Source organism: Mucilaginibacter sp. SMC90 (genome assembly GCF_022811725.1).
Taxonomy (GTDB): Bacteria; Bacteroidota; Bacteroidia; order Sphingobacteriales; family Sphingobacteriaceae; genus Mucilaginibacter.
The window spans coordinates 1,573,210-1,598,461 of sequence record NZ_CP094527.1 but is presented as its reverse complement, the minus strand read 5'-3'; the positions used below and the strand labels follow the sequence as shown (position 1 = coordinate 1,598,461).

Below are 25,252 nucleotides of genomic sequence, written 5' to 3'. Positions count from 1 at the left end.
ATTAATTTTAATGATGATTATTTTAATTGTTTTTGTTTATTGTTAAGCAGTTTTACGAAACAGATACTTAGTGATGTAAACCAAACAGACCAGCCCAAATGGGCTAACCTTTGAATAAGGCCTGTATAGTTGTTTTGAATGGTTGCCGACGGAATAAACCGGATAAAGATGAGCAGCATAATACCAAGGCTCAATAATGACAATTTTCTGATCTGCCTGAAATCCTCACCCCGCCACAAAATACCAGCCAGCAAGGCGCCAACATATATTAATAAAAATACCGGCCCCGATGCCGAATGCAACGGATTACCCGAATGAAATATAGCTGCCCATCCAAACATAACAGGGAAACCTATCACCCCAAATATGGGCAGGATATTGAGTTTTAACTGGCTGCATGCTATAAACAACCCAGCCATAAAAAATACGCTGAGCACTGTAGTAAGCATGGTGAATGTTTCCATTAATGTTTCGGATTTTGTACCAATGGCACCCAGCTCACTAATAGTATTACTGATATGATTGTAATTGCCATGTACAAAACCACCAATAAGTGTTGAGAGCCAAAATACAATAGGAATGATGGTACCTGTATACAGTAATGGTTTAGTATCCATTTTTCAATAATGTTTAAGTTTTTCCTTTGATAAAACAAAGTTAATATTAAACATGGTACTATACAATACATAGTACTATATTTTTTTAGAATTAAATTTTCACCTAACTCCACCGGAGAAAACTCTTTTAAAAGTGACATGTACCTACATACATACAATGAAAATCCTTAAATTTGGGTAACCATTTTACCAATTACCTATTTTTCGACATGGATTTCTTAAAAGCGATTTACGATCACATTACAGGTTTTTTCGGTCTTGGCGGGCTATATGACATCGTCAAATCAGGCGATTACAGCAAACTGCTTACTTACGAAGGCATCACTGCTGTGTTAGGCCCCATGCTGCCTGTACTGCTGGTATTTGAAATTATCAGGGGAGCCTTTTATAAAAAGTTCAAGGTTATCCACTATAAAATTTCTTTTTGGACCTATGTATTAAATGCCTTTATAGGCAGCGTGCTTTCTATAGCCATGGTAACATTTTGCATCGGCTTCTTTTCACGGTTCGCTGTTTTTAAAACAAATTTTACCTGGTACTGGTTTATTTATGGCTACATTGTATGGGAATTTGCACATTTCTGGTACCATTACCTCGCACACAAGGTGAGGGTGTTATGGTGCCTGCATTCAACCCATCACGCCCCCGAAAGCATGAACCTCTCGGTAACATTCGCGCATTTTTTTCTTGAAGCACCTTATGCAGATCTGATCCGTACCAGCATTTGTATTTTGTTAGGGGTAAACCCGCCAATGTTGTTTGTAATCATGTTTATAGATGGCTTTTGGGGGTCGATGATCCATATAGGCGAAAACTTAATAGAAGATGGGCGTCTGGGTTTTCTCAATCAAATTGTACTTACGCCGTCACATCACAGGGTGCACCATGCACGTAATCCGCTATATATGGATACCAATTTTTGTAACCTGCTGCCTATATGGGATAAAGTTTTCGGCACCTTTCAAAATGAGGATCATAAAATCCCTATTGAGTACGGCATCAGCCGCCCTATGGTTAAAAACAGCTTTTTGGATGCTTATTTTGGAGAGATTATAGCACTGGCTAAAGATGTTCGTAAAGCGCCTGGTATTAAAAACAAATTTCTGTACATTATTATGCCTCCCGGTTGGAGCCATACCGGCGATCATAAAATGACAACCGTAGTTAAAAAAGCCTATTTTGAATCACTTGAGGAAAAGACAGATGAGCAGGAGAAGAAGGTTGCGAAGCAGGGAGAAAAGGAAGAAGTAGTTTAACTCCGCTTATAACCCCATGTCATTGCGAGCGCAGCGTGGCAATCGCACGGAAGCATATCCGCCCTGTATAGTTCGCGATTGCTTCGTAAAGGCAATGACATGGTGTAGAGTTTAATTCTCCAGCACTGCTCTCCTGCAATATTTGCTCCGATAATCCTGCGGGGTTAACCCTGTTATACGCTTAAAGATTTTTCTGAAGGTTTTCAGATCATTATAACCAACCTTGTACATCAATTCACTGATATTAAAATTGGTTTTCTCCAGCCCTTTTTTTACCGATTCGATCTTAACCTTTTGCAGATACTCCATCGGAGTATTTTGTGTGGCATTTTTAAAGCGGCGAATGAAATTACGCTTACTCATATTGGTTTGGCCGGCAATCTCTTCTACCGAAATGGGCAGGTGATAATTGTTTTCGATAAACAATTGCGAGCGCATAATTTCCTGGTCTTCATGCTGATGCTGACCTTCAAATACTTTAAAGTGCGCCTGGCTCGTACGGTCAATATCCAGCGAAAACATTTTGCTGGCCCAAATGCCGGTATCCCTTCCGCAATACTTTTCAATCAGGTAAAGGATCAGGTTCATGCTTGAAAAAGCACCGCCGCTGGTATAGGTTCCGTCTTTATCGGTTGTAACCATATCGGGCAGGATGTTCACATGTGGATAGCGGCGTTTCATATCATCAACCGCAACCCAATGTGTGGTGCATGGTTTGCCGTCAAGCACTCCCGCTTCGGCCAAAAAATAGCTACCAAAGCACAAGCTGGCTACTTCGGCACCTTTATTATACATCCTCTTTATAAAATCTATCAGATTTTTGTTTTTACGCATCACCAAATCAGGCGGACCATAAAAAGCGGGGGCTATCACCAGGTCGATATCCTTGATCTCGTCGATAGTTTTAAACCCGGTAAACTGGGCCGGAAAGTAAAGCAGGTTGTTGTTTATTTTTTCGCCTACAAGCATTACGCTAAAAGCTTCGGTTTTGCCGCTTTCTACCAAAAAACGGTTAGTATGCCTTACCATATCCAATACACCGGATATGGTTGAAAGATTAATGTCTTCGTGGATAAGCAGCGCTATTTCTCTCATTTGTTATAATTCAGGTTATTACAAATATATAAAAGCACCCGGCACAAAAACATGCGATAAGCTTTAAAAAAAGCCTGTTATCGATAAAAAGCTATCACTTAACCAGTTTAAAATTAAGCGTTTAAACATCAACTCAAAATCTCAGCTATTTCTTCAAAGCCTTTCTCGCGGGCCAGGTCGGCTGGGAGTTTGCCGCCTTCCATTCGTATAAAAAGTTCGGCTCCGTTTTCCAGTAACAAGATGATGAGCTCCAGGTTACCGTTTTGTGCGGCCGAATGCAGCGGTGTAGCGCCGGCCTGCTGCACCACATTTACTTTAGCGCCGTTTTCAACCAGCATACGGGCAATATCTGTAAAATTACCTGCCGCTGCCGAATGAATAGGAAATACATTGAAACCATTATTTGATTGCAGGTTAACATTGGCCCCTTTCAACACCAGGTATCGCGCAACATCAAATTGCCCAAAATAACAGGCCAAACCAAGGGCAGTGAAACCATCATCGGCATAATCGTCGAGCGTGTTGGGATAGGTAGCAACCATATGGGCAACCGTATCAAATTTGCCGGCAGCAGCGGCTTCAAATAAAGTTATATCGCTTACATAATTTAACAGCAAACCAGTAACTGCGGGCTTTTTATAATAACACGAAAGCATGAGTGGCGATACGTTGAGGCTTGTTTTTCGGGTAGCCAGTGCCGGGTCGCGGCCAAGCAGGGTATTGATACTATCTAAATCGGCTGATGCAATGTATTCTTCAAGTCTTTCTATGCTCATTACTTAGTTAAGTAAAGCGTTACTATTAAGTACGCTATATATTTACTTTATTAAAAGTACGTTTTATGTTACAGATAAATGTTGTTTTTCAATTATACTAAAAAATTAAAAATGTTACCAATAAGTTATATAATCTGCTAACTTTATATTCATTTGGCCTGTAATTTTTTGCGGGTTAATGAATCTTATATAAAATATTTACCGGGTATAACAGCAAAGTTTACATAGGTGAAATTTTACGTAAGTTTGCAAATAAACGATTGTTACATCAGGATGCCGGCAAAAGGAAACCAGTTTAGATCAAATAATTTCAAGGGAGAAAATCAGCCACGCCAAACCGGCAAGGCCGAACAGGAACGGGCGAAAGGCAGGAAATTACCTAAACTGCCCAGTTTTGACTTTGACTATGAAAATGGCAAAGCTGTTAAAATAGCAGGTTTGTTTTCACTGCTTTTGTCCATTTTTTTCCTTATCGCATTTACATCATACCTGTTTACCTGGCAGGAAGATCAGAGCTATATTTCTAAAACAAACGGGGGCTGGCACAACCTTTCAACCGGCACTACCGTTCATGAAATTGCCGACCTGACCGATCCTACCTTCAGGGCGCAAAACTGGTTGGGTAAATTTGGCGCACTACTATCAAACCAGTTTATTTATGAGTGGTTTGGCATTGCTTCTTTCATATTTGTTTTTGTTTTTTTTGTTGCCGGATACCGCCTGCTTTTTAAGGCAAGGTTGTTTTCTATCCGTAAAACACTGGCATATTCGTTGTTTAGTATTGTATTTATTTCTGTAACTATAGCTTATTTTCATTCATTTATAATTGATTATCCACATTATTTTGAAGGTGGCTTTGGTTTTTGGAGCAACCGTTTGCTGGCAGCCCAAATAGGCGAGGCAGGCACCGGAGGCTTGCTGGTATTTTTAGCACTCACCGTACTTGTAATAGCTTACAATATTGATTTTAAAATACCGCAGCGCAAAAAACGCACAGTTGCGGCAATGGAAGTTGAAGAAGTAGCTCCCGAACCTGTTGAACTAATTGATGAAGAACCATCAACGCCACTTGAATGGCCGCGGGGCAATAACAAGATCCGTGAAACCCATGTAAGCAGTATCATGCCCGAACCTATGGTACAGGAGCCGCTTGCACAACCATCTTCTTTCAGGCAGCCCCCTATGGAGCAGGTACCAGAATATCATGAACCTGTGGTATTACGCCCTGAAAACACAATCAAGCACGAGCCTGAAGAAGAGGAAGAAATTCCGCTTACTATTGATACCAACAGGCCTTTGCCCGAACTAAGTGTTGAGCAAGCAGATGAAGCAAAACAGGATGACTTATTAAGTAAATTCGGCATTTATGACCATAAGCTTGATCTTGCCTCATACAAGCTGCCTCACCTGGAGTTATTAGAAAATCATGGTTCAAACAAGATATCGGTTAATGCCGAAGAATTGGAGGCCAACAAGAATAAAATTGTTGAAACGCTGAACCACTATAACATTGAGATAGATAAGATCAAAGCCACCATCGGCCCAACAGTAACACTGTATGAGATCATACCCGCTCCCGGAGTAAGGATCAGCAAGATCAAAAACCTGGAGGATGATATTGCTTTAAGTTTAGCCGCTTTGGGTATCCGTATCATTGCCCCTATGCCGGGCAAGGGAACTATCGGTATTGAGGTGCCAAATCAAAATCCCGAGATGGTTTCGATGCGCTCTATCCTATCGACAGAAAAATACCAGAACACTACGATGGACCTGCCTATCGCTTTAGGTAAAACCATATCAAACGAGGTATTTATTGCCGACCTGGCTAAAATGCCCCACTTACTGGTTGCAGGTGCTACAGGTCAGGGTAAATCGGTTGGTATTAACGCCATCCTGGTATCACTGCTGTATAAAAAACATCCGGCAGAACTGAAATTTGTACTCGTTGACCCTAAAAAGGTGGAGCTTACGCTTTTCCGCAAGATAGAAAGGCACTTTTTGGCTAAACTGCCTGATGATGGCGATGCAATCATCACCGATACCAAGAAAGTAGTAAACACACTAAATTCGCTCTGTATTGAAATGGATCAGCGTTATGACCTGTTGAAAGATGCACAGGTACGTAACCTGAAGGAGTACAACGCTAAATTTGTAAACCGCAAAATAAGCGATCCGGAAAAACACCGTTACCTGCCATTTATAGTACTGGTAATTGATGAGTTTGCCGATTTAATGATGACTGCCGGTAAGGAAGTAGAGATGCCAATTGCCCGTATTGCGCAGCTGGCCCGTGCGGTAGGCATCCATTTGGTTATTGCCACACAGCGCCCTTCGGTTAATATCATCACCGGTACTATTAAAGCCAACTTCCCCTCAAGGCTGGCATTCAGGGTGCTTTCAAAAATCGACTCGCGTACCATTCTTGACGCAGGTGGTGCCGATCAACTGATAGGTCGCGGGGATATGCTGTTCTCAACCGGCAGCGACCTGATCCGTTTACAGTGCGCATTTGTGGATACACCAGAGGTTGAAGCTATATCTGATTTTATCGGTAACCAAAAAGGCTATCCATCGGCTATGTACCTGCCCGAATATGTTGGCGAAGGTGAAGCCAGTAGCGGTGCCAAGGAATATGATCCTGATGATCGCGACCCGATGTTTGAAGATGCAGCCCGCCTTATTGTATTGCATCAGCAGGGCTCAACATCGCTTATACAGCGTAAAATGAAGCTGGGCTATAACCGCGCCGGCCGCATTATTGACCAGTTGGAAGCCGCAGGCATTGTAGGGCCATTTGAAGGCAGTAAAGCCCGCGATGTGCTTTATCCCGACGAATACAGCCTGGAGCGTTACCTGGAAACGCTGCAAAAACCCATCAAAGATTAAACCAAGCAAAATTTAATTACTCTAATCCGATAACTATTAATGATTATAGTTGTTGTTGAATAAAACTGAATGAAAAAGATCATAGCATATACCATTTTAGCCATTAGTACATACAGCACGGCTTTTGCGCAAAAAGACAGCCAGGCAAAAACTATTTTAGGTGAAGTAAGCCAGAAATACCGTTCATATGATGTTATTAAAACTGACTTTACCTTTAGCCTTAATAACCAACAGGCCAACATCAAAGAAACACAAACCGGTACGCTGATATCAAAGGCAAAAACCGGTAAATACAGGGTAACCCTATACAATTCGGCAGCAAAACCCGAAGTTGATAAAGAGATCCTGAGCGATGGCAAAAGCCAATGGACGTATCTTAAAAAAGATAAGGAAGTGCAGGTAAGCGATGCCGATAAAAGCGGCGATGGGCTAAGCAACCCGGCGCAGATTTTTACCATGTATGAAAAGGGATTTAAATACCTGTACACGGGCGAACAGAAGATAGCAGGTAAAAGTTACCAAAACATTGAGCTTACACCCGAAGACGACAAAAAAACTATTTACAAAGTGAAGCTTACCATTGATAAAGCAAAAAAACAGATCTACAGCGCTTTAATCTTTGACAAAAACGGCAACAGGTATACTTACACTGTACGTACCTTTACCCCTAATGTCCCTGCACCTGATGCAACCTTTGCCTGGGATGCCAAAGGCCACCCCGGTGTTGAGGTTGTGGATTTAAGGTAGTTAGATGTGCGATTTGAGACGTGAGATTCGAGATATTTTGAAGCGGGAGTAAACCTTCCGCTTTTTTAATTAAAGCCGCGCCCGGCCTATTTGCTACAAGTAAAAAGATAAAAACATTATAATTGGATAAAGCTTTAACACCTAATAAAATCATGTCATTGCCTGTACGGGGCTGCGCATGGCGCGACGTGGCAATCGCATACTATACAGGGCTGATTTGCTTCCGTGCGATTGCTTCGTACCTCGCAATGACATGTTTTTTTGCCTTTACTGTTCGAAGTTTTTATTGGAGTTTCAATCCATTAATCTTCCCCAAAACAGCCTCTACCCTTTCTTCAACAGTTGTATCTCCTTCAATAACCAGTAAAGGCGTGTTAAGATTGTTCATCCAATTTTTGTGCGAATGTAAACTGCGGCTATTGGTAATAAGTTCATCGTATCCTCGCGCCCAATCAATAAACTCATTGTAAAGCCGGTTTCGTTCTTTGTCTGTATAGATAATATCGCCATAACGTTCATATTCCCTGTCCTTTAAGCGTTGAAGCCTCAGCTCCTGTGGGATATACAAAAATACCGACAGGTCAAACTGCCAGTTATTATTCCAGTTGATCACAGAACCGCCAAGGATCCAACTCTCATTGCCGGCCATTTCTTTGTTGATCAAAGTATTTCTTTCTTCAGGAGGTCTCCGCTCAGTAAAAGGAGGATCAGAGGGGAGCCAGAAATAATGATCACTGTCGAAATAGGGATAGGCCAACTTTTCACTCAAAGCCTGACCCAGTGTAGTTACGCCTGAACCCGAGGCACCGAAGATGTTGATGTGCATAAAATAGATGAATTATTAGGCAAATAACTAAATATTCGCTAAAAATCACTTGTCATAAGTCAGCATAAGTAAACTGTTAATCAGAAGCTTATAACAAAACAATCATTTTACTCAATACATTGAGTAAAATCATGTTGGCTAATATTGATGCGGTACTGATAAAGCAGATTCTGCATAATCTACAATATCCTGCCCTTTCAATTCTTCTAACCGGGCTTTAACTAAGCGGTAATTAACCAAACCCGGTACATCCATAGCAAAATATTTATCATTCATACCCTCCCAGTTACAACCCAATTCTTCAAATGATTTACCAATGCTCTTGATGTCGGCAGCATCGCTCATTAAAATTACGTGAATGGTTGAATTACCCGAATATTCCCTTGTTTCGCGGTAAGTGAGTATTTGTTCATCTGCATCATATTCGGCAAATACAATATCACCTGATGCAATAACCGGCAGGTAAAAAGGGATATTATCCAACGAATAAAGACCTAGCTCTTCATTGACAACCTTAGCCCACATGGTTTCCACAGTCGTTTCTTCTAAAATAGTGCTATATAACCTGAATAGTATTTTTACATGTTTATCATCAGCCATAAAACAAACTTACTCTTTTCCCGCTTTAACCCGACGTTCCATCACCTCTTTCCAGGTGGTTAAAATGAACCCTTTTTGTTTCAAATAAGCTTTCAGCCGCGGATCGGTCATGGCCAGCAAATCACCTTTTCGTTTCTGGCCTTCGTTGCAGATATTTTTAAACTGTGGAGATGGCTGTGTGCAGTGCATCAGGACCATCGTTAACCCCGGCGAAAAACGGTCAAAATTTTCGATATAATGATCAGTGTACCACCTTTGCAATTCTTTATCAGTAGCTTTTTCAATATCGGGCATTACCCAGTCATAGCTTGAGTTATCAAGGTCATCCAATACAGGCAAGCCACCTTTCCACACCAGTTCGCCAAGCTCCCTGGCCTTGTTTAGTTCTGCCGGCTCGGGGATGGTCATGCCTTCGGTGTATTTACCGTCTTTTTTAAGCTGGGCTATTGTAGCATTTTTTGCTTCGGCCCGATAAAAAAGGTCTTCGCCGCCGGGCAACATTACCGGAATCTTTTTTTCGATACCGAGATTAATATATTTTTCAAGAAAGGCTGGTTTAGCAAATAAAGTCCCCATGTGCGAATCGAGGTGCGTGGGCGTAAAGCCCATAGCCAGTGCACGGTCAAGCTGGGCCCTTATTTCCTTGTCGATCTCATCGGGCGTGGCCCGAAAATAAACAGCAGGCACAGCAGGCCAAAAAGCACCTTCCTTATCCACCAACCCCGGCACCGCGGCTTTGCCAGCAAGCGGCCCCCAGCGGTAACTTGGCCATTCGGAAGTGAGGGTTAAATGTAAGCCGGCATCAATGCCCGGATGCTGATCCATATAATGTTTAAAATCGGGGACCCAGGGGCAGGGCATCATCACACTGGTTGATGTGGCAACACCCTCACCGATGGCTTTTTCCACGCCCTCGTTTGACTCGTGCGACATCCCTGCATCATCAACATGCAGAATAATTACCCGGGCACCTTTAGGCCAGCCAAGTTTTTCGGCATAGGTTTTTGTTTGCTGGGCGCAAACGGCAATGCAAAAAACAACACCGGTAACGGTAAGCAGTAAGTTCTTCATGCGGATAGTTTTGGAATATAAAAGGTTAATAAAAATAGAAATTAAATCAGCAAATGTGACATGTAAATGCCAATTTAAGCGCTTTAAATACACCCGTTTTTACTACTTTTGAAATTAATGCTTCCCGCAACTAACCATACACTTGAGAAACTGGAAATGCTGTTAAAAACGGCAGGTTATAAGGTGCGCTATGAAAAAGGCAACTTTAAAACCGGTGCGTGTTTGCTGCTTAGCAGCAAAATGATTGTAGTGAACCGTTTCTCAAACCTGGAAAGCAAGATCCTTGCCTTGGTTGAGCTGTTGCGCGAACTTGAGGTTGATTACAAGCTGCTTGATGATAAACAGATTGCATTTTTGCAGGAAATTAAACAAACAAAACTGCAACTGTGACCATAACATTTTTAGGAACCGGAACGTCGCAGGGAGTGCCTGTTATTGCTTGTAACTGCGAAGTATGCCTCTCAACAGACAAGCATGATAAGCGCCTGCGCAGCTCCATTTTGATTGAAGCTGAGGATAAAGTAATTGCTATTGATTCGGGGCCCGATTTCAGGTACCAGATGCTGCGTGCCAACGTACAACATCTTGATGCCATAGTTTTTACCCATGAGCATAAAGACCATATTGCCGGTATGGATGATATCCGCGCGTTTAACTACAAACAAAACACGCCGATGGATATTTATGCGGATGAACGGGTACAAAAAGCCCTGGCGCGTGAATTTCCATATATTTTTAATGGCACAGGCTATCCGGGCATTCCGCAGGTAAATATGCACACCATTGCACTTGAGCCATTTAAGATTGGCCAGGTTGAGCTTATTCCTATCGAGGTGTTTCATTACAAACTACCTATAAAAGGGTTCAGGATAAAAGACTTCACCTATCTCACTGATGCCAAAACAATCCCTGACGCTGAAAAGGAAAAAATAAAAGGCACAAAAATACTGGTGATAAATGCCTTGCAAAAGGAAACCCACATCTCCCATTTCACACTTAGCGAAGCCGTTGCTTTTGCGAATGATATTGGTGCAGAAACCACTTATTTTACTCATATAAGCCATAGGCTTGGTAAACATGCCGATGTTTCCAAAGAACTCCCTGCCGGTATTGAACTGGCTTACGACGGATTAAAACTGACTATTTAATATCGCTGTAAATCCGTAGCCCTGATTTCCCCGTAAATTACCATAATAAAATAGCCCCTAATTTTATTTTTATGGAGTATCTTGTATTTATCAGCACCGCCAGAAAATTAATGAGCGATGATGAACTATTGGACCTGCTGCAATCAGCAAGGTTAAAAAACACCGAAAATAATATCACCGGAATGCTTCTTTATAGCGAAGGCACCTTTATGCAGGTTCTTGAAGGTAAAAAAGAAGACATCCATCGCGTTTACAATGCTATTCAGGCCGACAAAAGATATCGAAATATCATTGTGATGATAACCGGAATGCTTAATAAGCGGATCTTTTCTAAATGGTCAATGTCGTTTGCGTCTGTAAACGCAAATGTACTTGAACTGATTGAAGGTTACGTAAATCCCGCATATATGAATTTTCACATAGAAGCTACTAATCATCCAACAGCTAATATGCTGAAAACCTTTGCCGAAAGTAACAGGCTTTCAACACCAACCCTTACGCTGTTTAATTAATTATTCAATCCACGACCGGTTTTATGCTGCAGCTCATCTATTCGTTTAGAAGCCTCGGCTTTAGTTAATGATCCGTCAAACTCTTCACCTGCTTCGTCAGATAGCGTTTTGAGGTAAGAGTGCTGTGCGCCGGTCATAGGTTCATCGCCGGTAGTCCATTCGTCAGGGTCTTTCACTGTGTTTGAGCCCTTTATTTTATTCTGATCGATGATCTCCTGATCGTCCGATTCATCAAAAAAGCCATTGTCGGGTGTATCATTTGGATTGACAGCCATAACTATTGTTTTTATAATTACAACCGTTAGGGCGGCACATTGTTTTCATTTAGAGCCGCAAGCCCACCTTACAGCTCAATAAAACTCACCCTGTCAATAGTGCCCTTATATTGGTTCAGATGTCCCTTGTCGCCGGCATCAACTACTCCCCTGATAGTTACCTTGCGTTTATTCATTTGGGTAAACTGGCCATCGTTATAAGTAAACAAACCAATATGTGTACCTGGCAGGTAAAGCGGACAGTCCTGGCTAAAATCAACCCATAACGCATTATGCAAATCATGGCTCGAAAACAAGCTATCATTAAACAATGCCGATTGCTCATTACCCTCTTTATATTTTCCGCTCACTTCAACATATTGCTTATCATATTTTTCAATATGACTGATGAGTTCGGTAAATGAAACCTTCTTATAATCTTTGGAGATATTACAATCGCTTTGAAAGATCTTTTTTTGTTTGGCGCACGCCCCAAGCAAAACAAACAGCGGCAAAATCCGGAGTATATTCTTGATATGGATAAATACCACAGTCATATAAATTAGGAATGATTAAGATAGCGAAAATATCTGTCATTAAACCTTATAACAGATATTTTACAGCAAGGTTACAGATGCTGCAATTGATGCGAAACATATCTTTGCTAAAACGTTTAGGCATCTTGCTTCTTTGCTTTATGCTGTTATTTTTGTATATCAACATTAACCTGAATTAAACTCCCATGAAATTAAAACTGATAGGCACCTTACTCCTATTATCGGCACTTGGCACGCAGGCCCAGCAAAAAGTTATCCCGCTGTATCCGGGCGCGGCCCCGGGTTCCGAAAACTGGACCTGGAACGAAGGCGAGAGCGATGATAATGCTTTTAACACCAAAATCATTTATAACGTTACGCATCCCTCACTAAGTGTTTTCCTGCCCGATTCGGCAATTAACACCGGTACAGCTGTAGTTATTTGCCCGGGAGGCGGCTTTCATACGCTTTCTATCAACAGCGAGGGTTATGACGTGGCCAAATGGCTTACCAAACAGGGCGTAACATGCTTTGTGTTAAAATATAGGCTGGCACATAGTTTAACCAACGACCCGGTAAAAGAACTGATGGCTAAAATGAGCCAGAAAGACTTTCCAAAACAGGTAGCCCCAATCATTCCATTGGCAGTGGCCGACGCACGCGCGGCAATTGCTTATGTACGTGAGCATGCTGCAGAATACCATCTCTCCCCGCAACGTATCGGGGTCATGGGCTTTTCGGCAGGCGGCACCCTGGCAGGCGCAGCCGCGTTTAATTATACGGCTGCCAACAAACCTGATTTTGACGCGCCTATTTATGCTTATGTGCCGCCCGAATTATTGTCGAAAATTGCTGATGATGCGCCGCCAATGTTTATTGCTGCCGCCACGGATGATCAGCTTGGCCTTGCACCGCATAGCGTGGAGCTTTATAACAAATGGCTGGCATCAAAACACAGCGCCGAACTGCATATGTACGCAAAAGGTGGTCATGGTTTTGGGATGCGCAAACAAAACCTGCCAACCGATAGCTGGATAGATCGTTTTAACGATTGGCTGGAGCTAAAAGGCTTATTGAAGCCCATCAACCCGCAATTAAAATCAGCTAAAGAAAGGACAGACCAGTGGGAGGCTTATCATAAGCAATGGGAAGATTCGTTCCATAAGGATTGGGCCAATATGGGCCGTTTCAAGGCTGACAATGATAAAATAAAAGCATCAGCCCCGAACCCTAAAAGCGTAGTTTACATGGGCGATTCAATTACCGATTTCTGGCTCAACAGAGACTCGACTTTCTGGAGCGGCAAGCCGTACTATGACCGCGGTATCAGCGGCCAAACCACCACCCAAATGTTAGTACGTTTCCGCGAAGATGTGATCGATCTGAAACCGGGCGCGGTAGTGATCCTGGCAGGGATTAATGATATTGCTCAAAATAATGGCCCTATAGCTATTGAAGATATTTTCGGTAATATTCAATCCATGGCCTTGCTGGCTAAAGCTGCCAATATTAAAGTGGTGATATGCTCCGTATTACCAGCCTATGCATTTCCGTGGCGCCCAGGTATGGAGCCTGCCCAAAAAGTGATCCAGCTTAACACTATGCTCAAAACTTTTGCTGATGCACAAAAAATGGTTTATGTAGATTATCACAGCGCTATGGCCGACGACCGCAAGGGCCTGCCGAAAAACCTTGCCGCTGATGGTGTACACCCAACTGTTGAAGGATACAGGATAATGGGGCCATTGGTTGAAAAAGGGATTGCAGAAGTATTGAAAAAGAAGTAAGCCACCTGCATTGGTTCAAAATCATGTCATTGCGAAGAGGAACGACGAAGCAACAGCACGGAAGCATGGCCGCCCGATATGGTATGTGATTGCCACGTCGCACCCTGGCTCATTCCCATTTTCGCCCTTCGCAGTGACATATTTTATAACTTACTCAAGCCCTCCCTGGCGATTATTGGTGTTGTCATCAACAACTCTACACCATCCAATTGGTGCCTATCCGGTGCTTGTTGGTGATAACAACAACGGCCTAAGACCTATCTGCTTTGATGACGCATAAACCCCTCCCAGCCAACGCTCATTTCAGCCGCACCCCTCCCGAGGGAGGGAATTAAAAAAATCTTCCTAACACCAATGGCGTTGTCACAGACAACGGCCAGAATAACCCTCTTATTTATTCAATTCCCGTAACACATTCCTGATAAAAATCCCTGCCGGGGTTAGGTTTGCTTCTGTCCAGCCTCCGTTTGTGGGGGCGTTGTTTTGCAACAAGGCGGTAGTTTCGTGTTTATCAGTTACGTTCCAGTTAGTCCAGCTTAGTTTGTTGTCCCCGGCCCATTTGAGCCAGGTTTGTGTTTTTTGAACATTGAACTCTCCATCGCCACTGGCCTCGCCTACGCCCCATTCGGTAATGATCAACGGCAATTTCATCGCGATAGCCTTATCGGCTTTTGCTCTCAAACCCTCCTGATGATTTGGGTCGCTGGCGTAAAAGTGGAAAGAATAAGCTATGTTATCGTAACCTTTGATGGGATCGGCAGCAGCTTTATCAACATCCTGGTCCCAGTGGGGGCTGCCAACTACAATGATATTACTCTTGTCATATTTGCGAATGATAGGGATGATCTGCAAAGCATAATCTTTCACGGTTTTCCAATCTGTTTTTTCGGGCTCATTCCAAATTTCATAGATCACGTTGGGTACATCTGCATACTTTTTAGCCATCTGGCTGAAAAAATCTTTCGACTGGCTAACATGCAGGTTTGAATTATGGTCGTGCCAGTCTATCAATACATAAATGCCGTTATTTATTGCCTGATCAACCACGTTAACAATTAAGCCTTTCTGCTCCTCAGGTTGCTGCAGGTAACCTCCGTCAGGCTGTACCCCCATTGAGGCCCTAATGATCGATGATTTAAAATCATCTGCCAGCCAGCTTACAACTCCCGGGGTATAGTATTTCCGCCCCTGCCAAAGCGACCACGAAAGACTGATCCCCCTTAACTGCGGTGCAACGCCATGCTCATTTACAAGTGTGCCGTCTATTATCTTAAGCTTACCGTTTCGGGCAACAGGGGTTTGGGCTAAAATAGGGCAACCAAAAACAACGGCTAATAAAAGCGTTAAAAAGACCTTCATCTGTAATTAAATTAAAAGAAAAGTAATTTATAGCTCCATTATTGGTTTTATAGCAACATGTAAAAATTTGATTAGATAATGGTAAAAACAGCCAAAGTTTACCCGCTATTATCATTCAGGTAATGCGGTTTATCTACTTTAGCTCATCATTTTTTAGCATGAAAAAGTACAACCTTTTTTTATTTTGCCTATTATTGGCAGCCTCAGTCTTTGCGCAGGACACCACACAAAAAGTAATTCCCAATCGTAAAAACAGCATAGCCCAGCAAAAAAAGCCCTATGTAATATTAATTTCTGCTGATGGTTTCAGATATGATTATGCTAAAAAGTATAATGCACAGCATTTACTTGATTTAAGCAGCCGCGGTGTGCAGGCCGAATCCATGATCCCGTCCTACCCTTCGGTTACTTTCCCAAATCATTATGCCCTGGTAAGCGGGTTGTACCCATCACATTCGGGCCTGGTTAACAACACTTTTTACGACCGCAAACGTAATGATAACTACTCCATGAGCGACAAGCAAAAAGTGAGCGACAGCAGCTGGTACTTTGGCTCGCCGCTTTGGGTATTGGCCGAGCAGCAGAAAATGCTTTCGGCAAGTTTTTACTGGGTGGCATCGGAGGCAGCTATACAGGGAGTTAATCCAACCTACTACTATGTTTATAATGATAAGATAGATATCCATAACCGCATCAGCACAGTGGTAAACTGGCTAAAACTCCCGGAAGATAAGCGCCCTCACTTTATCACTTTTTACTTTCCGCAGGTTGACCATGCCGGGCATACTTTTGGCCCCGATGCACCTGAAACCGGGCGGGAAGTACACTTTGTTGATTCGGCGGTCAATGAGTTGAATAAGGCAGTAAAAACCACCGGGCTCGATGTCAACTTTATTTTTGTATCAGACCATGGCATGACCAAAATTGATCGTGAACACCCAATGGGCATCCCCCCAGCTATTGACACTGCTAAATTCAAAATCTCCGGTGATGGCATATTGGTTGAACTTTACGCCAGGGATAAAACGGCTATCCAACCAACATATGATAAACTCAAGGCCGAAGCAAAAGGCTACGAGGTATACCTTAAAAACAATGTACCGGCCAATCTTCATTATGGCCAAACTGATGATTGGCATAACCGGATAGGCGATATTTTGCTGATCCCCCATTATCCCCTGATCTTTAATTTATGGAACAGCAGGAAGATCAATATAGGCTGGCACGGCTATGATCCGTACTCGGTAAAAGATATGCATGCTACTTTCCTGGCCTGGGGACCTGCATTTAAAGAAGGCAAACAAATACCTTCTTTTAAAAATGTTGATGTTTTTAATTTAGTAAATCGCATATTGGGGCTTAAATACAATGGCAAGACCGATGGAACAGATCAACTTGCCAATAATGTTCTCAAAGAAAAATAAAATACTGCTATGAAAAAAGTATTAAGGCTCCTGATCATTATAGTATCGCCGCTGGCGTTACACGCACAAAATCCGGCTGTGGTAAAACAACAGGCAACGTTAATGGCCCAAAGCATGACTAAAGGCGATTATAAGAATATTGTTAATTATACATATCCCAAAGCTGTGCAAATGGCCGGAGGCAAAGAAAAAATGACAGCCATGATAAGCACAGCCATGCAGCAAATGAAAGCAGCAGGCATCAGCTTTGAAAGCGTTACGGTAGGCAACCCAGGCAAATTTTACAAAGCAGGAAAAGAAACACATTGCCTGCTGCCCGAAACCATTATTATGACAAGCTCAAAAGGGCGTATGGCTATGCACAGCAATTTATTAGCCGTTAGCGGCGATGGCGGCAAAAGCTGGTCGTTTTTGGATATGAATAATTCAACTGCCGATAAAGTTCAGCAATTGATCCCTAACTTTAACCCGGATTTAAAGATTCCGCCTGCAACAACAGAACCATTACAATAGTAACGAAGTTTGGGCTGCCGGCTTATTATCATTTCTTTGGATAAACTTTGGGCGCATTAGTTGTGTGCCCAATGCTTTGTTTAATTCTTCAACTACATAATCAGCCAGCTCGGGCGAGTAACGCTCATCATGCTGGTGCATAAAAAACCATACCGATTTAAGGCCCTGCTCCTTCCAGTTTTTGATCCGCTGTACCCATTCAGCCACACGGGCATAATCTGTAGGGTGCAGGCTGTTGCCAACAAAGCGGATAAAAGCATGCGGTGTAGGTAAGGCCATATGCACCACATCCCGGCGGCCACTGGCATCAGTTATGACAGAGCCTATATTTAAATCGCGGAAAAGGTTAAATACCCTATCGCGGTTTTCGGCAACAGCAAACCAATCTTTATGGCGCAGTTCAACAAATACCGGGATATCTTTCGGTAATTGTTCAAGATAAGCTTTAAGCTCGGGGAAACTTTTTGGAGTATAATTATCACTTAACTGCAAAAACAGCGGACCAAGCTTTTCGCCGAAAGCTAATATCCCCTCATAATAAGTAGTAGTAATATCCTCCGCATTTTTTAACCGGCGAATATGGCTGATGCTTTGCGAAAATTTAGGGCAAAATTTAAAGTCAGGATTGCTATCCGCTTTGGCTTTCCATTTAGCAATGGTATCGGCCCCGTAAACCTGGTAAAAGGTGGCGTTAAGTTCAATGCAATCAAAGTGCTTAACGTACTCATCTAAAAAATTAGCATCCTTGGTTTTTGGCGGATATATCTTGCCAACCCATTCCTTACGCCCCCACTTAGCACAACCAACATGTACCAGTAAAGGCACATCGTTTTTTGCAGCAGTAAGCGTATCAACAGTTATCTGTGGGTTGGCGGGCAGGGTAAAACCAACCCTTGATAATTCTTCGTCCGTTACTCTACCAAATTCCATAATGCTTTTTTGTGCGAAAGATAGTGATTTGGTTGATTAGGTGAATGGTTGATTGGGAGAGTAGTTGGATAGTGGTTAGATTAAGTGAGTGGTTGATTGGTTGATTGGGTGAATGGTTGATTGGATGAGTGATTGATGAGGCTATTGGACACTCATCACCGAAGAAGCAACCACTCACTTAATCAACCTAATCAACTACTCACCAAAGAAACAACCACTCACCTAATCAACCCAATCAACCATTCACCATTTATAGAAACATCCCGCCTGATGCTTCAATGCGCTGAGCGTTGATCCAACGGGCATCTTCTGTACATAGAAAAGCAACTAAGCCGCCTATATCATCGGGCTGGCCTACCCTGCCTAATGCCGTCGATTTCGACATCATTTCTTCCAGCCCCGGATGTGAATCAAACGCCGCTTTAGTAAAATCGGTTTGAATAATGCCGGGAGCCACAACGTTTGCAGCTATGCCACGGCTGCCCAATTCTTTTGCCAAATATTTGGTAAAAACTTCAATTGCACCCTTCATTGAGGCATAGGCTGCGTAGCCCGGAGTTGAAAAACGTGCCAACCCTGTTGAAAAGTTAATGATGCGGCCACCATTGGCAATTACAGGCAAACTCTTTTGAGTTAAAAAGTAAACTCCCTTAAAGTGAACGTTGAACAGGTTATCAAAATCCTCTTCGGTGGTTTGGGCAAATGGTGAAGCTGCGTCGATACCGGCATTATTGATCAGAAAATCAAAGGTATCACGACCCCATTTTTCGCTCAGGATTGTTTTTAGCTTTGTGATGAAAGTGTCAAATGTTGATACTATACCCGTATCTAACTGCAAAGCAGCGGCTTTTTGCCCAGCCGACTCAATTTCGGCAACCACAGCTTCGGCTTCTTCTTTTTTACTGCGATAAGTAACGATAACGTCAATCCCTTTTTGGGCGATGTGCAGGGCTGCATTTTTACCTAACCCACGGCTGCCGCCTGTTATCAGTGCTATTTTATTTGTTCCCATTGTGTTGTTTTAAATGTTTTAACAATACAAAGGTGCAATAGTTCAGTGCTAAAATCATGGTGACTACTTCAGATTAAATGGTGATCATTTCAGTTTTTAAAAAGATAATCCTACCAAAAAAGCATTACTAAAAACAACTACAATAAAATTTATCACCCTAAAAATCAGCATCAAATAAATAAAAATTAAATTAAACTACTAAAACCATAGGAATTATATAATTAATTATTACATTTGCACTGTCAACAACGACAAAACGTTCTTTATATAACTTATCAAGAAAGACTGAGGGAAAGGCCCAAAGACGTCTTAGCAACCTGTACATCCGCATAATGTAAAAGGTGCTAATTCCTGCTCCTGTGCAAAACGGGAGAGAGATAATTATATCTACACCCCACAACCGATCTGATTAAGTGATTTTTTTCTATAGTTTTCAAGTCGCGTGACCGAGAGGATAGGTGGGGGTCCGCAATACCCTAAACGGCAGTTCGAATCTGCCCGCGACATCAAATTTTCCGATTTTTTTTCTGTCACACATTTCCTGAGCCTGTTTTTTGCTGCGATCAAGCCGTGCAAAAACTATTTTTCGCGCTTTAAAAAGTGTAAACTAAATCCCTATATTTAGCATTGCTTAGCCTGTATATTAAGCACCAAAACCAGTGTAAATTATTGCAATTGCTTTTAAGTTATGAAGATCTTCAACATTGTATGGGTTATACTTTTTATCATTTTTGCGGGGTTACAATATAATGATCCGGACCCGTACCTCTGGATGCCTATTTACCTGTATTGTGCTTGGTTTTGCTACCTGGCGGTTAAAAAGGAATTTTACACGGTTGGTTATGCAGCGGGCATTGTCATTTTTACTGGTTATGCCATCTATAAAGTATTTGACAATAATGGTTTAATAGATTGGTTTGAATACCACCATGCCGAAAGCCTTGTTGAAACAATGAAAGCCGAGAAGCCCTGGGTTGAAGAAGTACGTGAATTTTTCGGGCTGTTAATTTGTGTAGCTGTATTGGCGGCAAACTGGGTTTATGGGGTAAAGCAGGGTAAAAAGATACCGGTTAAAAAGGGAAAAAAGTAAACAAGCCTCTCTAATCTCCCGTTAGGAGAGATTTTTTAAAGCCTTTCTCGAAGCGGAGGTTTAGGGTTAAGATTGCCTATAAATAGGATAGTCCCTTAAATTCACCATCACCATAATAAAATGGCTCAAAGCTATCTTCGGCAAGTTCGCAGCTTACCAGCATGGTTGTGAAGGTAACATCACCAAAAATATTAGCTATGGCCGAGTCGGCAGCATCATGACCCGTAGCAATTTTGATAAGGCCATTTAACGGCACTAACCGGGTGGCGTCAAACAAAACCCATTTGCCGCCAAGGCAGGCCTCAAAGCATGCATGAAAATCGGCAGGTTTAAGATGATAGGCATAGCCTGTAAAATAACGGGCCGGGATAGTCAAAGCCCTGCAAAGGGCAATGCCTAAGTGCGCAAAATCCCGGCAAACACCTGCCTGCTCTGTCACCGTATCAAAAGCTGATGTTTGCGAATTAGTTGAGCCGCTTAAATATTGAACATTTTTATGGATCCAATTGGTTAATTCAACCACCTGTTCAAAAGGGTTGGTAATATGCCCAAACATGTTATGTGCAAGCCGGTATAATTTGTCCGACTGACAATAGCGGCTTGGGTTCAGATATGGTAGCACCGCCGACGGCAGTTCAGAAACGTGCGTTTCCTGCAACTCGCTGAAATCGGCTATTTCATAACAATTGTCGATTGTTGCTTTGTAAGTAACCTTAACGTTGGGCGTATCGGCATTTACATCAAAGCGTATCAAACGGTTTTCGCCCTGCAGGGTTTGCAGTTCTTCAAACTTAATGTAGGGTTCTAAACTAAATTCCTCGCTTATTACCGTTTGATTAGGGCTACGTAAAGCATGTATATTTAAAATCAATGTGCCGGGCGACCGCACCACATATTCCATCTGCGAAAACACATCAAATTTCATGTTATCAGCTTCCTGTTTTTATTTCTTCTAATTTGTTAAACGTGGTATCCATCCAGTCTTCCGAAATATGGTGGAGTGCAAGTTTCAATTCTTCGGCCCACTGGGTTGAGATATGCTCCAGGTCCTGCTTGTTATAACGTTGCTCAACAATATTAAAACTGTCTCTTTTATAAACCGCAACATCTATCGGAAAATCTACATTATTTGAGCTCACCCTTGTTGAATCAAAGGAAAGAAAACCCGTTTTTAAAGCTAATTTCAAACTTGAATCCTCATCCAGGATACGGTTCAAGATAGCCTTACCGTGCCCCGAATTACCTATAACCACGTAAGGCGCCCCCTGCCCCAATTCTACCCAGTTTCCTTCGGGATAAAGCAGAAAAAGCTTATGTTCATCATCATCCCGCAACTGGCCGCCTATAATGGTATTGAGGTCGAACCTTAAACCGGCAGCATCAAGTGATTCCTTATCTTCCTGGGCAGCACGCTTAACCTGTTCGCCGAAAGCATTTACGGCTTTGTACATTTTATTGAATTCGGCAGTTTCCAGTAACTCGTTAAAGTAGATCACTGCCTTATCACGTACCGAACGCAGCCCGCTGGTCATGATAAATAGTGAAAATTGATCTTTTTGCTCTATCGTGATCTTCTTTTTTACAGTGGTATCAGTTCCCGAAGTTATGCGGGTATCGGCAATGGCCAATAAGCCTTCTTTAACTTTAATTCCCAGGCAATAAGTCATTTGATTAGCGTAACTCGTTATAAATTAATACTTGCCAAAGTAATTAAATAATGCGAGATTTATTAGCAGCTCATTAATAAACAGATATTTATTAATCGCATTCTTTTTTGCCTTCTACCAATTACTTATTGAACAATATGAACCTTAAATCAGCATCACTTATTCTGCTATTGCTTTTTGCAATAAGCTTTTGCAAAGCTCAAAAGCGCAACCCTGTGCCCGTTATTTTTGATACGGATATCGCCGGCGATTATGATGACGTTGGTGCCATGGCGCTATTACATACATTTGCAGATAAGGGCGAAGCTAAAATACTGGCAACCATATCATGCAATGCCTTTGAAACTACTGCACCAACTATCAGTGTAATCAATACATATTTTGGCAGGCCCGAAATTCCGATAGGAATTTTAAAAAAGAGCAAACCTAATAAAGACTGCCCGCAGCAATGGGCACAAGCTATTATTGCCGGATATCCGCACAACATAAAATCAAACAGCCAGGCAGTTGAAGCGGTGTCACTTTACCGCAAAGTCCTGGCAACCCAAACTGATGGTAGTGTAACCATTATTTCTGTTGGTTTTTTTACCAACCTTGCCGATTTGCTGCGGTCCGGAGCTGATAAATACAGCTCATTGACGGGAGAGCAATTGGTGAAACAGAAAGTTAAAAAACTGGTATCTATGGCTACGGGCATAGGCACCGATGGTAAAACATTTAGCGAATATAATGTAAATGTAGACGCAGCTTCGGCACAGGAAGTATTTAAAAATTGGCCTACACCTATTACCTTAAGCGGCTTTGAAATAGGTGAAAAGATATTGACCGGCATCCGGCTGGTCAATAATTACCCGATACAAAACAGCCCGATAAAAGATGCGTTTCAAGTTGCGCTGGAAAAAGACAAAAATACTGTTGGCCGCAATAGCTGGGACGAAACAGCCGTGTTAACAGCCATAAGGGGGGCTAAACCCTATTTTACCTATCGCAAACTTGATATGGAAATAAAGGATGACGGCACCAATGTGATAATACCGGGCGAACGATTTTTATATCTGCAGCTGGCTATGGAACCGGCAGCTATTGCAAAAGATATTGAACAACTTATGATGCATCAGCCGATCAAAAAACCGAAGCGGTAATTATCTCAAAAATACCAAGTACTTGGTATTGAAATTTTAACCGATTGATAGCACCTTAGTTTTTATTATGAGCAAACCAATTAAAATCCAGGTGGCTATTTTTTGCGAGCCTTGCGTTATTTGCGGCAGCAAGCCAGTTATTGCGCAGGCCAAAGGTAAATTTATAGTAAGATGCGGTGCCAGCACCGACCATTATCAAACCCCACCCGGACTGGTTGACATCGCTAACTGGAACGAGCATAACCAACGGGACCCTGATATCACTCCTAATACGAAACGCCTGAAACAGGGCTGATCATTTAAACCAGACGGTTACTACATACCCTATTGCCTCTTTTATATAGGTCCCCCAGCCCGCCAGGGCACCCGCATCGGGAAGTAAATCGCCGGCAGCAACTGAAAATCTGCGGCTATAAAAATTACAGGGATATGCCACCACATCAATCCCCTGCCTTTTAAATATCATTAGAGAACGACGCATGTGAAATGCCGAGGTAACCAACAGATAAGGCCCTTTAAGTTTGTGCTGCGATAACAACTGTTTTGAAAAAGCAGCATTTTCAATAGTGTTGCGCGATTTAGGTTCAGTTATTACACAACTATCCGGAACCTGCATTTCCCGGAGCTGCCCCTTTACCCAATCAGCCTCCCTGAATGATGTAGGTGTTAAATGGCCATTTCCTCCTGTCATCAGCAGGTATTTAACCTGCCCGGTTTTTTGTAAGCGTACACCCTGTATAAACCTGTCGGCAGCAGCATCAAAAAAGCCCCCTCCTTTACCGTCTTCCGAACTAAAACCGCCCAGTACTATAGCACAAGTATATTTTTTGCCGGCCGGCATGTTGCTTTCCCTGATATCCCAGCACCAGCTAACAAAATTGAGCAATAACGAATTGGAGAAAACATAAAGAATAATAATACTGATGAGCAAAAATTTCCGTTTACGTTTTACGTTCTTTGAAAAAAGGGCAATCATTAAAAATGCAAATACCCATAAAAGCAGGTTCATTAAAAACGAAAGCACTTTTGAAAATATAAAAAACATATTGTGGTTATAGTGTTTAAGTACTTCAAATATAGAAGCTTTTAGTAAACGGGGTAACAAACTGGCATTATCATTGTCTTATATTTTAAAAGAAACTAAATTATGGGCTTTATCAAAACTCTTGCTATAGGTGCTGCAGTTGCTTACGGAATAAATTACGTAACCAAAAAAGGACCCGACGGTAAATCAATTATAGATAACCTGGTTGACAATGCCCCTGAATGGGCAGATCGTGCAAAAAAATACGGCGAACTTACTTTAGAACAAATTGCCGTGCGTACCCAAAATTTCAGGGATAACAGCAGGCGTTAATAAACCCTGCCTTTCATTTTATGCAAAACATATTATTTTTTGGCGACAGCCTTACAGCTGGTTATGGCCTTGCAGATGCTAAAACAGAATCATTACCGGCATTAATACAACAAAAGGTAAATACTGCAAACTTAGCCTACCATGTTATTAACGGCGGCCTTAGCGGCGATACCACTTCTGGCGGCATTTACCGGTTAGATTATTGGATCAATAGGCCAATAGCTATATTTATACTGGAGCTGGGCATCAATGACATCATCAGAGGCATTTCTCCGCAAACCACTTCCAATAACTTACAAACTATAATTGACAGGGTTAAACAAAGGCATCCCGATGTTAAAATTGCTTTAATGGGAATGGAGATCCCTGCTTTTATCCCCGGCGTATTTGCAGCACAGTTTAAAGCTATCTTCCGCAAGCTTGCCGAAACCAATAATACCGCGTTTGTGCCTTTTTATTTACAGGATGTTGCCGGTGTAGCCCATCTTAACCTGCCCGACAGGCTCCACCCCAATGCCAATGGTTATAAGATCATGGCCGATAATGTTTGGCCGGTGATAAAGGGGTTATTGTAGAGATTACCATGTCATTTCAAGGCGCTTACTAATGCTGATCTTCGCATGACATAACTTTCCGATTGCCTATTT

28 protein-coding genes and 1 riboswitch are annotated in these 25,252 nt (G+C 42.2%); of the genes, 14 read left to right on the top strand and 14 right to left on the bottom strand.

Annotated features, from left to right (window positions below):
- Positions 1–17: 17 nt before the first annotated feature.
- Positions 18–617: a DUF998 domain-containing protein gene (locus tag MTO98_RS06940; RefSeq protein WP_243485878.1), complete on the bottom strand. Its 600-nt coding sequence runs from the start codon at positions 615–617 to the stop codon at positions 18–20.
- 209 nt (positions 618–826) lie between these two features.
- Between MTO98_RS06940 and MTO98_RS06935 the strand changes: the two genes are divergently transcribed.
- Positions 827–1,873: a sterol desaturase family protein gene (locus MTO98_RS06935; protein ID WP_243485877.1), complete on the top strand. Its 1,047-nt coding sequence runs from the start codon at positions 827–829 to the stop codon at positions 1,871–1,873.
- Positions 1,874–1,984: 111 nt separating this feature from the next.
- Here MTO98_RS06935 and MTO98_RS06930 read toward each other — a convergent pair whose 3' ends face one another.
- Both MTO98_RS06930 and MTO98_RS06925 read right to left on the bottom strand, forming a co-directional pair.
- Complete coding sequence (locus MTO98_RS06930) at positions 1,985–2,968, bottom strand: GlxA family transcriptional regulator (RefSeq protein WP_243485876.1); 984 nt, start codon at positions 2,966–2,968, stop codon at positions 1,985–1,987.
- 128 nt (positions 2,969–3,096) lie between these two features.
- Entirely contained in the window at positions 3,097–3,744 is a 648-nt protein-coding gene (locus MTO98_RS06925) for an ankyrin repeat domain-containing protein (protein WP_243485875.1), read from the bottom strand.
- A gap of 273 nt (positions 3,745–4,017) precedes the next feature.
- Between MTO98_RS06925 and MTO98_RS06920 the strand changes: the two genes are divergently transcribed.
- Together MTO98_RS06920 and MTO98_RS06915 are read left to right on the top strand one after the other, a co-directional pair.
- Positions 4,018–6,630 (top strand): DNA translocase FtsK 4TM domain-containing protein, encoded by a 2,613-nt coding sequence (locus MTO98_RS06920; RefSeq protein WP_243487918.1) that lies wholly within the window; start codon positions 4,018–4,020, stop codon positions 6,628–6,630.
- A gap of 69 nt (positions 6,631–6,699) precedes the next feature.
- Positions 6,700–7,377: an outer membrane lipoprotein carrier protein LolA gene (locus MTO98_RS06915; protein WP_243485874.1), complete on the top strand. Its 678-nt coding sequence runs from the start codon at positions 6,700–6,702 to the stop codon at positions 7,375–7,377.
- 283 nt (positions 7,378–7,660) lie between these two features.
- Here the strand turns inward: MTO98_RS06915 and MTO98_RS06910 are convergent, their stop codons facing one another.
- The 3 genes from MTO98_RS06910 to MTO98_RS06900 all read right to left on the bottom strand — a co-directional run bounded on the left by MTO98_RS06910 (position 7,661) and on the right by MTO98_RS06900 (position 9,874).
- The gene (locus MTO98_RS06910) at positions 7,661–8,203 is read right to left on the bottom strand and encodes an AAA family ATPase (protein WP_243485873.1); all 543 of its coding nucleotides are present in this window, start codon (positions 8,201–8,203) and stop codon (positions 7,661–7,663) included.
- Positions 8,204–8,341: 138 nt separating this feature from the next.
- Entirely contained in the window at positions 8,342–8,803 is a 462-nt protein-coding gene (locus MTO98_RS06905; RefSeq protein WP_243485872.1) for a DUF4265 domain-containing protein, read from the bottom strand.
- Positions 8,804–8,812: 9 nt separating this feature from the next.
- Positions 8,813–9,874, bottom strand: a complete 1,062-nt coding sequence (locus MTO98_RS06900) for a polysaccharide deacetylase family protein (protein ID WP_243485871.1) — start codon at positions 9,872–9,874, stop codon at positions 8,813–8,815.
- 117 nt (positions 9,875–9,991) lie between these two features.
- Here MTO98_RS06900 and MTO98_RS06895 point away from each other — a divergent pair, with 117 nt between their 5' ends.
- The 3 genes from MTO98_RS06895 (at position 9,992) to MTO98_RS06885 (ending at position 11,534) form a co-directional block, all read left to right on the top strand.
- Positions 9,992–10,264 carry a hypothetical protein gene (locus tag MTO98_RS06895; protein WP_243485870.1) on the top strand — a complete coding sequence of 91 codons (273 nt, stop codon included), beginning with the start codon at positions 9,992–9,994 and terminating at the stop codon, positions 10,262–10,264.
- A complete protein-coding gene (locus MTO98_RS06890; RefSeq protein WP_243485869.1) occupies positions 10,261–11,022 on the top strand; it encodes an MBL fold metallo-hydrolase in 762 nt (253 codons plus the stop codon). Before MTO98_RS06895 ends, MTO98_RS06890 begins: the two co-directional genes overlap by 4 nt.
- A gap of 71 nt (positions 11,023–11,093) precedes the next feature.
- A complete protein-coding gene (locus tag MTO98_RS06885; RefSeq protein WP_243485868.1) occupies positions 11,094–11,534 on the top strand; it encodes a BLUF domain-containing protein in 441 nt (146 codons plus the stop codon).
- Here MTO98_RS06885 and MTO98_RS06880 read toward each other — a convergent pair.
- Both MTO98_RS06880 and MTO98_RS06875 read right to left on the bottom strand, forming a co-directional pair.
- Entirely contained in the window at positions 11,531–11,809 is a 279-nt protein-coding gene (locus tag MTO98_RS06880; protein WP_243485867.1) for a DUF3072 domain-containing protein, read from the bottom strand. The genes MTO98_RS06885 and MTO98_RS06880 overlap by 4 nt on opposite strands.
- Before the next feature lie 68 nt (positions 11,810–11,877).
- The gene (locus MTO98_RS06875; RefSeq protein ID WP_243485866.1) at positions 11,878–12,345 is read right to left on the bottom strand and encodes a hypothetical protein; all 468 of its coding nucleotides are present in this window, start codon (positions 12,343–12,345) and stop codon (positions 11,878–11,880) included.
- 185 nt (positions 12,346–12,530) lie between these two features.
- Here MTO98_RS06875 and MTO98_RS06870 point away from each other — a divergent pair, with 185 nt between their 5' ends.
- Positions 12,531–14,111, top strand: coding sequence for a GDSL-type esterase/lipase family protein (locus tag MTO98_RS06870; protein WP_243485865.1), 1,581 nt, complete (start codon positions 12,531–12,533; stop codon positions 14,109–14,111).
- A gap of 390 nt (positions 14,112–14,501) precedes the next feature.
- On the opposite strand, the gene MTO98_RS06865 is transcribed toward MTO98_RS06870, so the two are convergent.
- Complete coding sequence (locus MTO98_RS06865) at positions 14,502–15,470, bottom strand: glycoside hydrolase family 5 protein (RefSeq protein WP_243485864.1); 969 nt, start codon at positions 15,468–15,470, stop codon at positions 14,502–14,504.
- Positions 15,471–15,628: 158 nt separating this feature from the next.
- On the opposite strand from MTO98_RS06865, the gene MTO98_RS06860 reads away from it, so the two are divergent.
- Both MTO98_RS06860 and MTO98_RS06855 read left to right on the top strand, forming a co-directional pair.
- Positions 15,629–16,894 carry an ectonucleotide pyrophosphatase/phosphodiesterase gene (locus tag MTO98_RS06860; RefSeq protein ID WP_243485863.1) on the top strand — a complete coding sequence of 422 codons (1,266 nt, stop codon included), beginning with the start codon at positions 15,629–15,631 and terminating at the stop codon, positions 16,892–16,894.
- Positions 16,895–16,903: 9 nt separating this feature from the next.
- Positions 16,904–17,407 carry a hypothetical protein gene (locus tag MTO98_RS06855; RefSeq protein ID WP_243485862.1) on the top strand — a complete coding sequence of 168 codons (504 nt, stop codon included), beginning with the start codon at positions 16,904–16,906 and terminating at the stop codon, positions 17,405–17,407.
- Here the strand turns inward: MTO98_RS06855 and MTO98_RS06850 are convergent.
- Both MTO98_RS06850 and MTO98_RS06845 read right to left on the bottom strand, forming a co-directional pair.
- Positions 17,399–18,337: a DUF72 domain-containing protein gene (locus MTO98_RS06850; protein ID WP_243485861.1), complete on the bottom strand. Its 939-nt coding sequence runs from the start codon at positions 18,335–18,337 to the stop codon at positions 17,399–17,401. The two genes, MTO98_RS06855 and MTO98_RS06850, sit on opposite strands and share 9 nt — an antisense overlap.
- 250 nt (positions 18,338–18,587) lie before the next feature.
- Positions 18,588–19,349, bottom strand: a complete 762-nt coding sequence (locus MTO98_RS06845) for an SDR family oxidoreductase (protein ID WP_243485860.1) — start codon at positions 19,347–19,349, stop codon at positions 18,588–18,590.
- A gap of 269 nt (positions 19,350–19,618) precedes the next feature.
- Positions 19,619–19,733: riboswitch (SAM riboswitch) on the top strand.
- Between the two features lie 304 nt (positions 19,734–20,037).
- Here MTO98_RS06845 and MTO98_RS06840 point away from each other — a divergent pair.
- Entirely contained in the window at positions 20,038–20,439 is a 402-nt protein-coding gene (locus tag MTO98_RS06840; RefSeq protein WP_243485859.1) for a transmembrane 220 family protein, read from the top strand.
- A 76-nt stretch (positions 20,440–20,515) separates the two neighbouring features.
- Here MTO98_RS06840 and MTO98_RS06835 read toward each other — a convergent pair whose 3' ends face one another.
- Both MTO98_RS06835 and MTO98_RS06830 read right to left on the bottom strand, forming a co-directional pair.
- On the bottom strand, positions 20,516–21,364 hold the full coding sequence (locus MTO98_RS06835) for a transglutaminase family protein (RefSeq protein ID WP_243485858.1): 849 nt from the start codon (positions 21,362–21,364) through the stop codon (positions 20,516–20,518).
- A gap of 4 nt (positions 21,365–21,368) precedes the next feature.
- A complete protein-coding gene (locus MTO98_RS06830) occupies positions 21,369–22,106 on the bottom strand; it encodes a peptidase (protein WP_243485857.1) in 738 nt (245 codons plus the stop codon).
- 137 nt (positions 22,107–22,243) lie between these two features.
- Between MTO98_RS06830 and MTO98_RS06825 the strand changes: the two genes are divergently transcribed.
- Positions 22,244–23,248, top strand: coding sequence for a nucleoside hydrolase (locus MTO98_RS06825; RefSeq protein WP_243485856.1), 1,005 nt, complete (start codon positions 22,244–22,246; stop codon positions 23,246–23,248).
- Positions 23,249–23,315: 67 nt separating this feature from the next.
- Positions 23,316–23,543, top strand: coding sequence for a hypothetical protein (locus MTO98_RS06820; RefSeq protein WP_243485855.1), 228 nt, complete (start codon positions 23,316–23,318; stop codon positions 23,541–23,543).
- Here the strand turns inward: MTO98_RS06820 and MTO98_RS06815 are convergent, their stop codons facing one another.
- On the bottom strand, positions 23,544–24,293 hold the full coding sequence (locus MTO98_RS06815; protein ID WP_243485854.1) for a YdcF family protein: 750 nt from the start codon (positions 24,291–24,293) through the stop codon (positions 23,544–23,546).
- A 102-nt stretch (positions 24,294–24,395) separates the two neighbouring features.
- Between MTO98_RS06815 and MTO98_RS06810 the strand changes: the two genes are divergently transcribed.
- Both MTO98_RS06810 and MTO98_RS06805 read left to right on the top strand, forming a co-directional pair.
- Positions 24,396–24,605: a hypothetical protein gene (locus tag MTO98_RS06810; RefSeq protein ID WP_091175047.1), complete on the top strand. Its 210-nt coding sequence runs from the start codon at positions 24,396–24,398 to the stop codon at positions 24,603–24,605.
- Positions 24,606–24,625: 20 nt separating this feature from the next.
- Complete coding sequence (locus MTO98_RS06805; protein ID WP_243485853.1) at positions 24,626–25,180, top strand: arylesterase; 555 nt, start codon at positions 24,626–24,628, stop codon at positions 25,178–25,180.
- Positions 25,181–25,252: the final 72 nt, after the last annotated feature.

Excerpts from the sequence above, each read along its gene's own strand:
- MTO98_RS06925 (WP_243485875.1), bottom strand. The coding sequence starts at position 3,744 with ATGAGCATAGAAAGACTTGAAGAATACATTGCATCAGCCGATTTAGAT.
- MTO98_RS06885 (WP_243485868.1), top strand. The coding sequence starts at position 11,094 with ATGGAGTATCTTGTATTTATCAGCACCGCCAGAAAATTAATGAGCGAT.
- MTO98_RS06860 (WP_243485863.1), top strand. The coding sequence starts at position 15,629 with ATGAAAAAGTACAACCTTTTTTTATTTTGCCTATTATTGGCAGCCTCA.
- MTO98_RS06910 (WP_243485873.1), bottom strand. The coding sequence starts at position 8,203 with ATGCACATCAACATCTTCGGTGCCTCGGGTTCAGGCGTAACTACACTG.
- MTO98_RS06810 (WP_091175047.1), top strand. The coding sequence starts at position 24,396 with ATGGGCTTTATCAAAACTCTTGCTATAGGTGCTGCAGTTGCTTACGGA.
- MTO98_RS06870 (WP_243485865.1), top strand. The coding sequence starts at position 12,531 with ATGAAATTAAAACTGATAGGCACCTTACTCCTATTATCGGCACTTGGC.
- MTO98_RS06915 (WP_243485874.1), top strand. The coding sequence starts at position 6,700 with ATGAAAAAGATCATAGCATATACCATTTTAGCCATTAGTACATACAGC.
- MTO98_RS06875 (WP_243485866.1), bottom strand. The coding sequence starts at position 12,345 with ATGACTGTGGTATTTATCCATATCAAGAATATACTCCGGATTTTGCCG.
- MTO98_RS06850 (WP_243485861.1), bottom strand. The coding sequence starts at position 18,337 with ATGGAATTTGGTAGAGTAACGGACGAAGAATTATCAAGGGTTGGTTTT.
- MTO98_RS06865 (WP_243485864.1), bottom strand. The coding sequence starts at position 15,470 with ATGAAGGTCTTTTTAACGCTTTTATTAGCCGTTGTTTTTGGTTGCCCT.
- MTO98_RS06930 (WP_243485876.1), bottom strand. The coding sequence starts at position 2,968 with ATGAGAGAAATAGCGCTGCTTATCCACGAAGACATTAATCTTTCAACC.
- MTO98_RS06830 (WP_243485857.1), bottom strand. The coding sequence starts at position 22,106 with ATGACTTATTGCCTGGGAATTAAAGTTAAAGAAGGCTTATTGGCCATT.
- MTO98_RS06905 (WP_243485872.1), bottom strand. The coding sequence starts at position 8,803 with ATGGCTGATGATAAACATGTAAAAATACTATTCAGGTTATATAGCACT.
- MTO98_RS06880 (WP_243485867.1), bottom strand. The coding sequence starts at position 11,809 with ATGGCTGTCAATCCAAATGATACACCCGACAATGGCTTTTTTGATGAA.
- MTO98_RS06855 (WP_243485862.1), top strand. The coding sequence starts at position 16,904 with ATGAAAAAAGTATTAAGGCTCCTGATCATTATAGTATCGCCGCTGGCG.
- MTO98_RS06940 (WP_243485878.1), bottom strand. The coding sequence starts at position 617 with ATGGATACTAAACCATTACTGTATACAGGTACCATCATTCCTATTGTA.
- MTO98_RS06840 (WP_243485859.1), top strand. The coding sequence starts at position 20,038 with ATGAAGATCTTCAACATTGTATGGGTTATACTTTTTATCATTTTTGCG.
- MTO98_RS06900 (WP_243485871.1), bottom strand. The coding sequence starts at position 9,874 with ATGAAGAACTTACTGCTTACCGTTACCGGTGTTGTTTTTTGCATTGCC.
- MTO98_RS06895 (WP_243485870.1), top strand. The coding sequence starts at position 9,992 with ATGCTTCCCGCAACTAACCATACACTTGAGAAACTGGAAATGCTGTTA.
- MTO98_RS06935 (WP_243485877.1), top strand. The coding sequence starts at position 827 with ATGGATTTCTTAAAAGCGATTTACGATCACATTACAGGTTTTTTCGGT.
- MTO98_RS06815 (WP_243485854.1), bottom strand. The coding sequence starts at position 24,293 with ATGTTTTTTATATTTTCAAAAGTGCTTTCGTTTTTAATGAACCTGCTT.
- MTO98_RS06820 (WP_243485855.1), top strand. The coding sequence starts at position 23,316 with ATGAGCAAACCAATTAAAATCCAGGTGGCTATTTTTTGCGAGCCTTGC.
- MTO98_RS06835 (WP_243485858.1), bottom strand. The coding sequence starts at position 21,364 with ATGAAATTTGATGTGTTTTCGCAGATGGAATATGTGGTGCGGTCGCCC.
- MTO98_RS06825 (WP_243485856.1), top strand. The coding sequence starts at position 22,244 with ATGAACCTTAAATCAGCATCACTTATTCTGCTATTGCTTTTTGCAATA.
- MTO98_RS06805 (WP_243485853.1), top strand. The coding sequence starts at position 24,626 with ATGCAAAACATATTATTTTTTGGCGACAGCCTTACAGCTGGTTATGGC.
- MTO98_RS06920 (WP_243487918.1), top strand. The coding sequence starts at position 4,018 with ATGCCGGCAAAAGGAAACCAGTTTAGATCAAATAATTTCAAGGGAGAA.
- MTO98_RS06845 (WP_243485860.1), bottom strand. The coding sequence starts at position 19,349 with ATGGGAACAAATAAAATAGCACTGATAACAGGCGGCAGCCGTGGGTTA.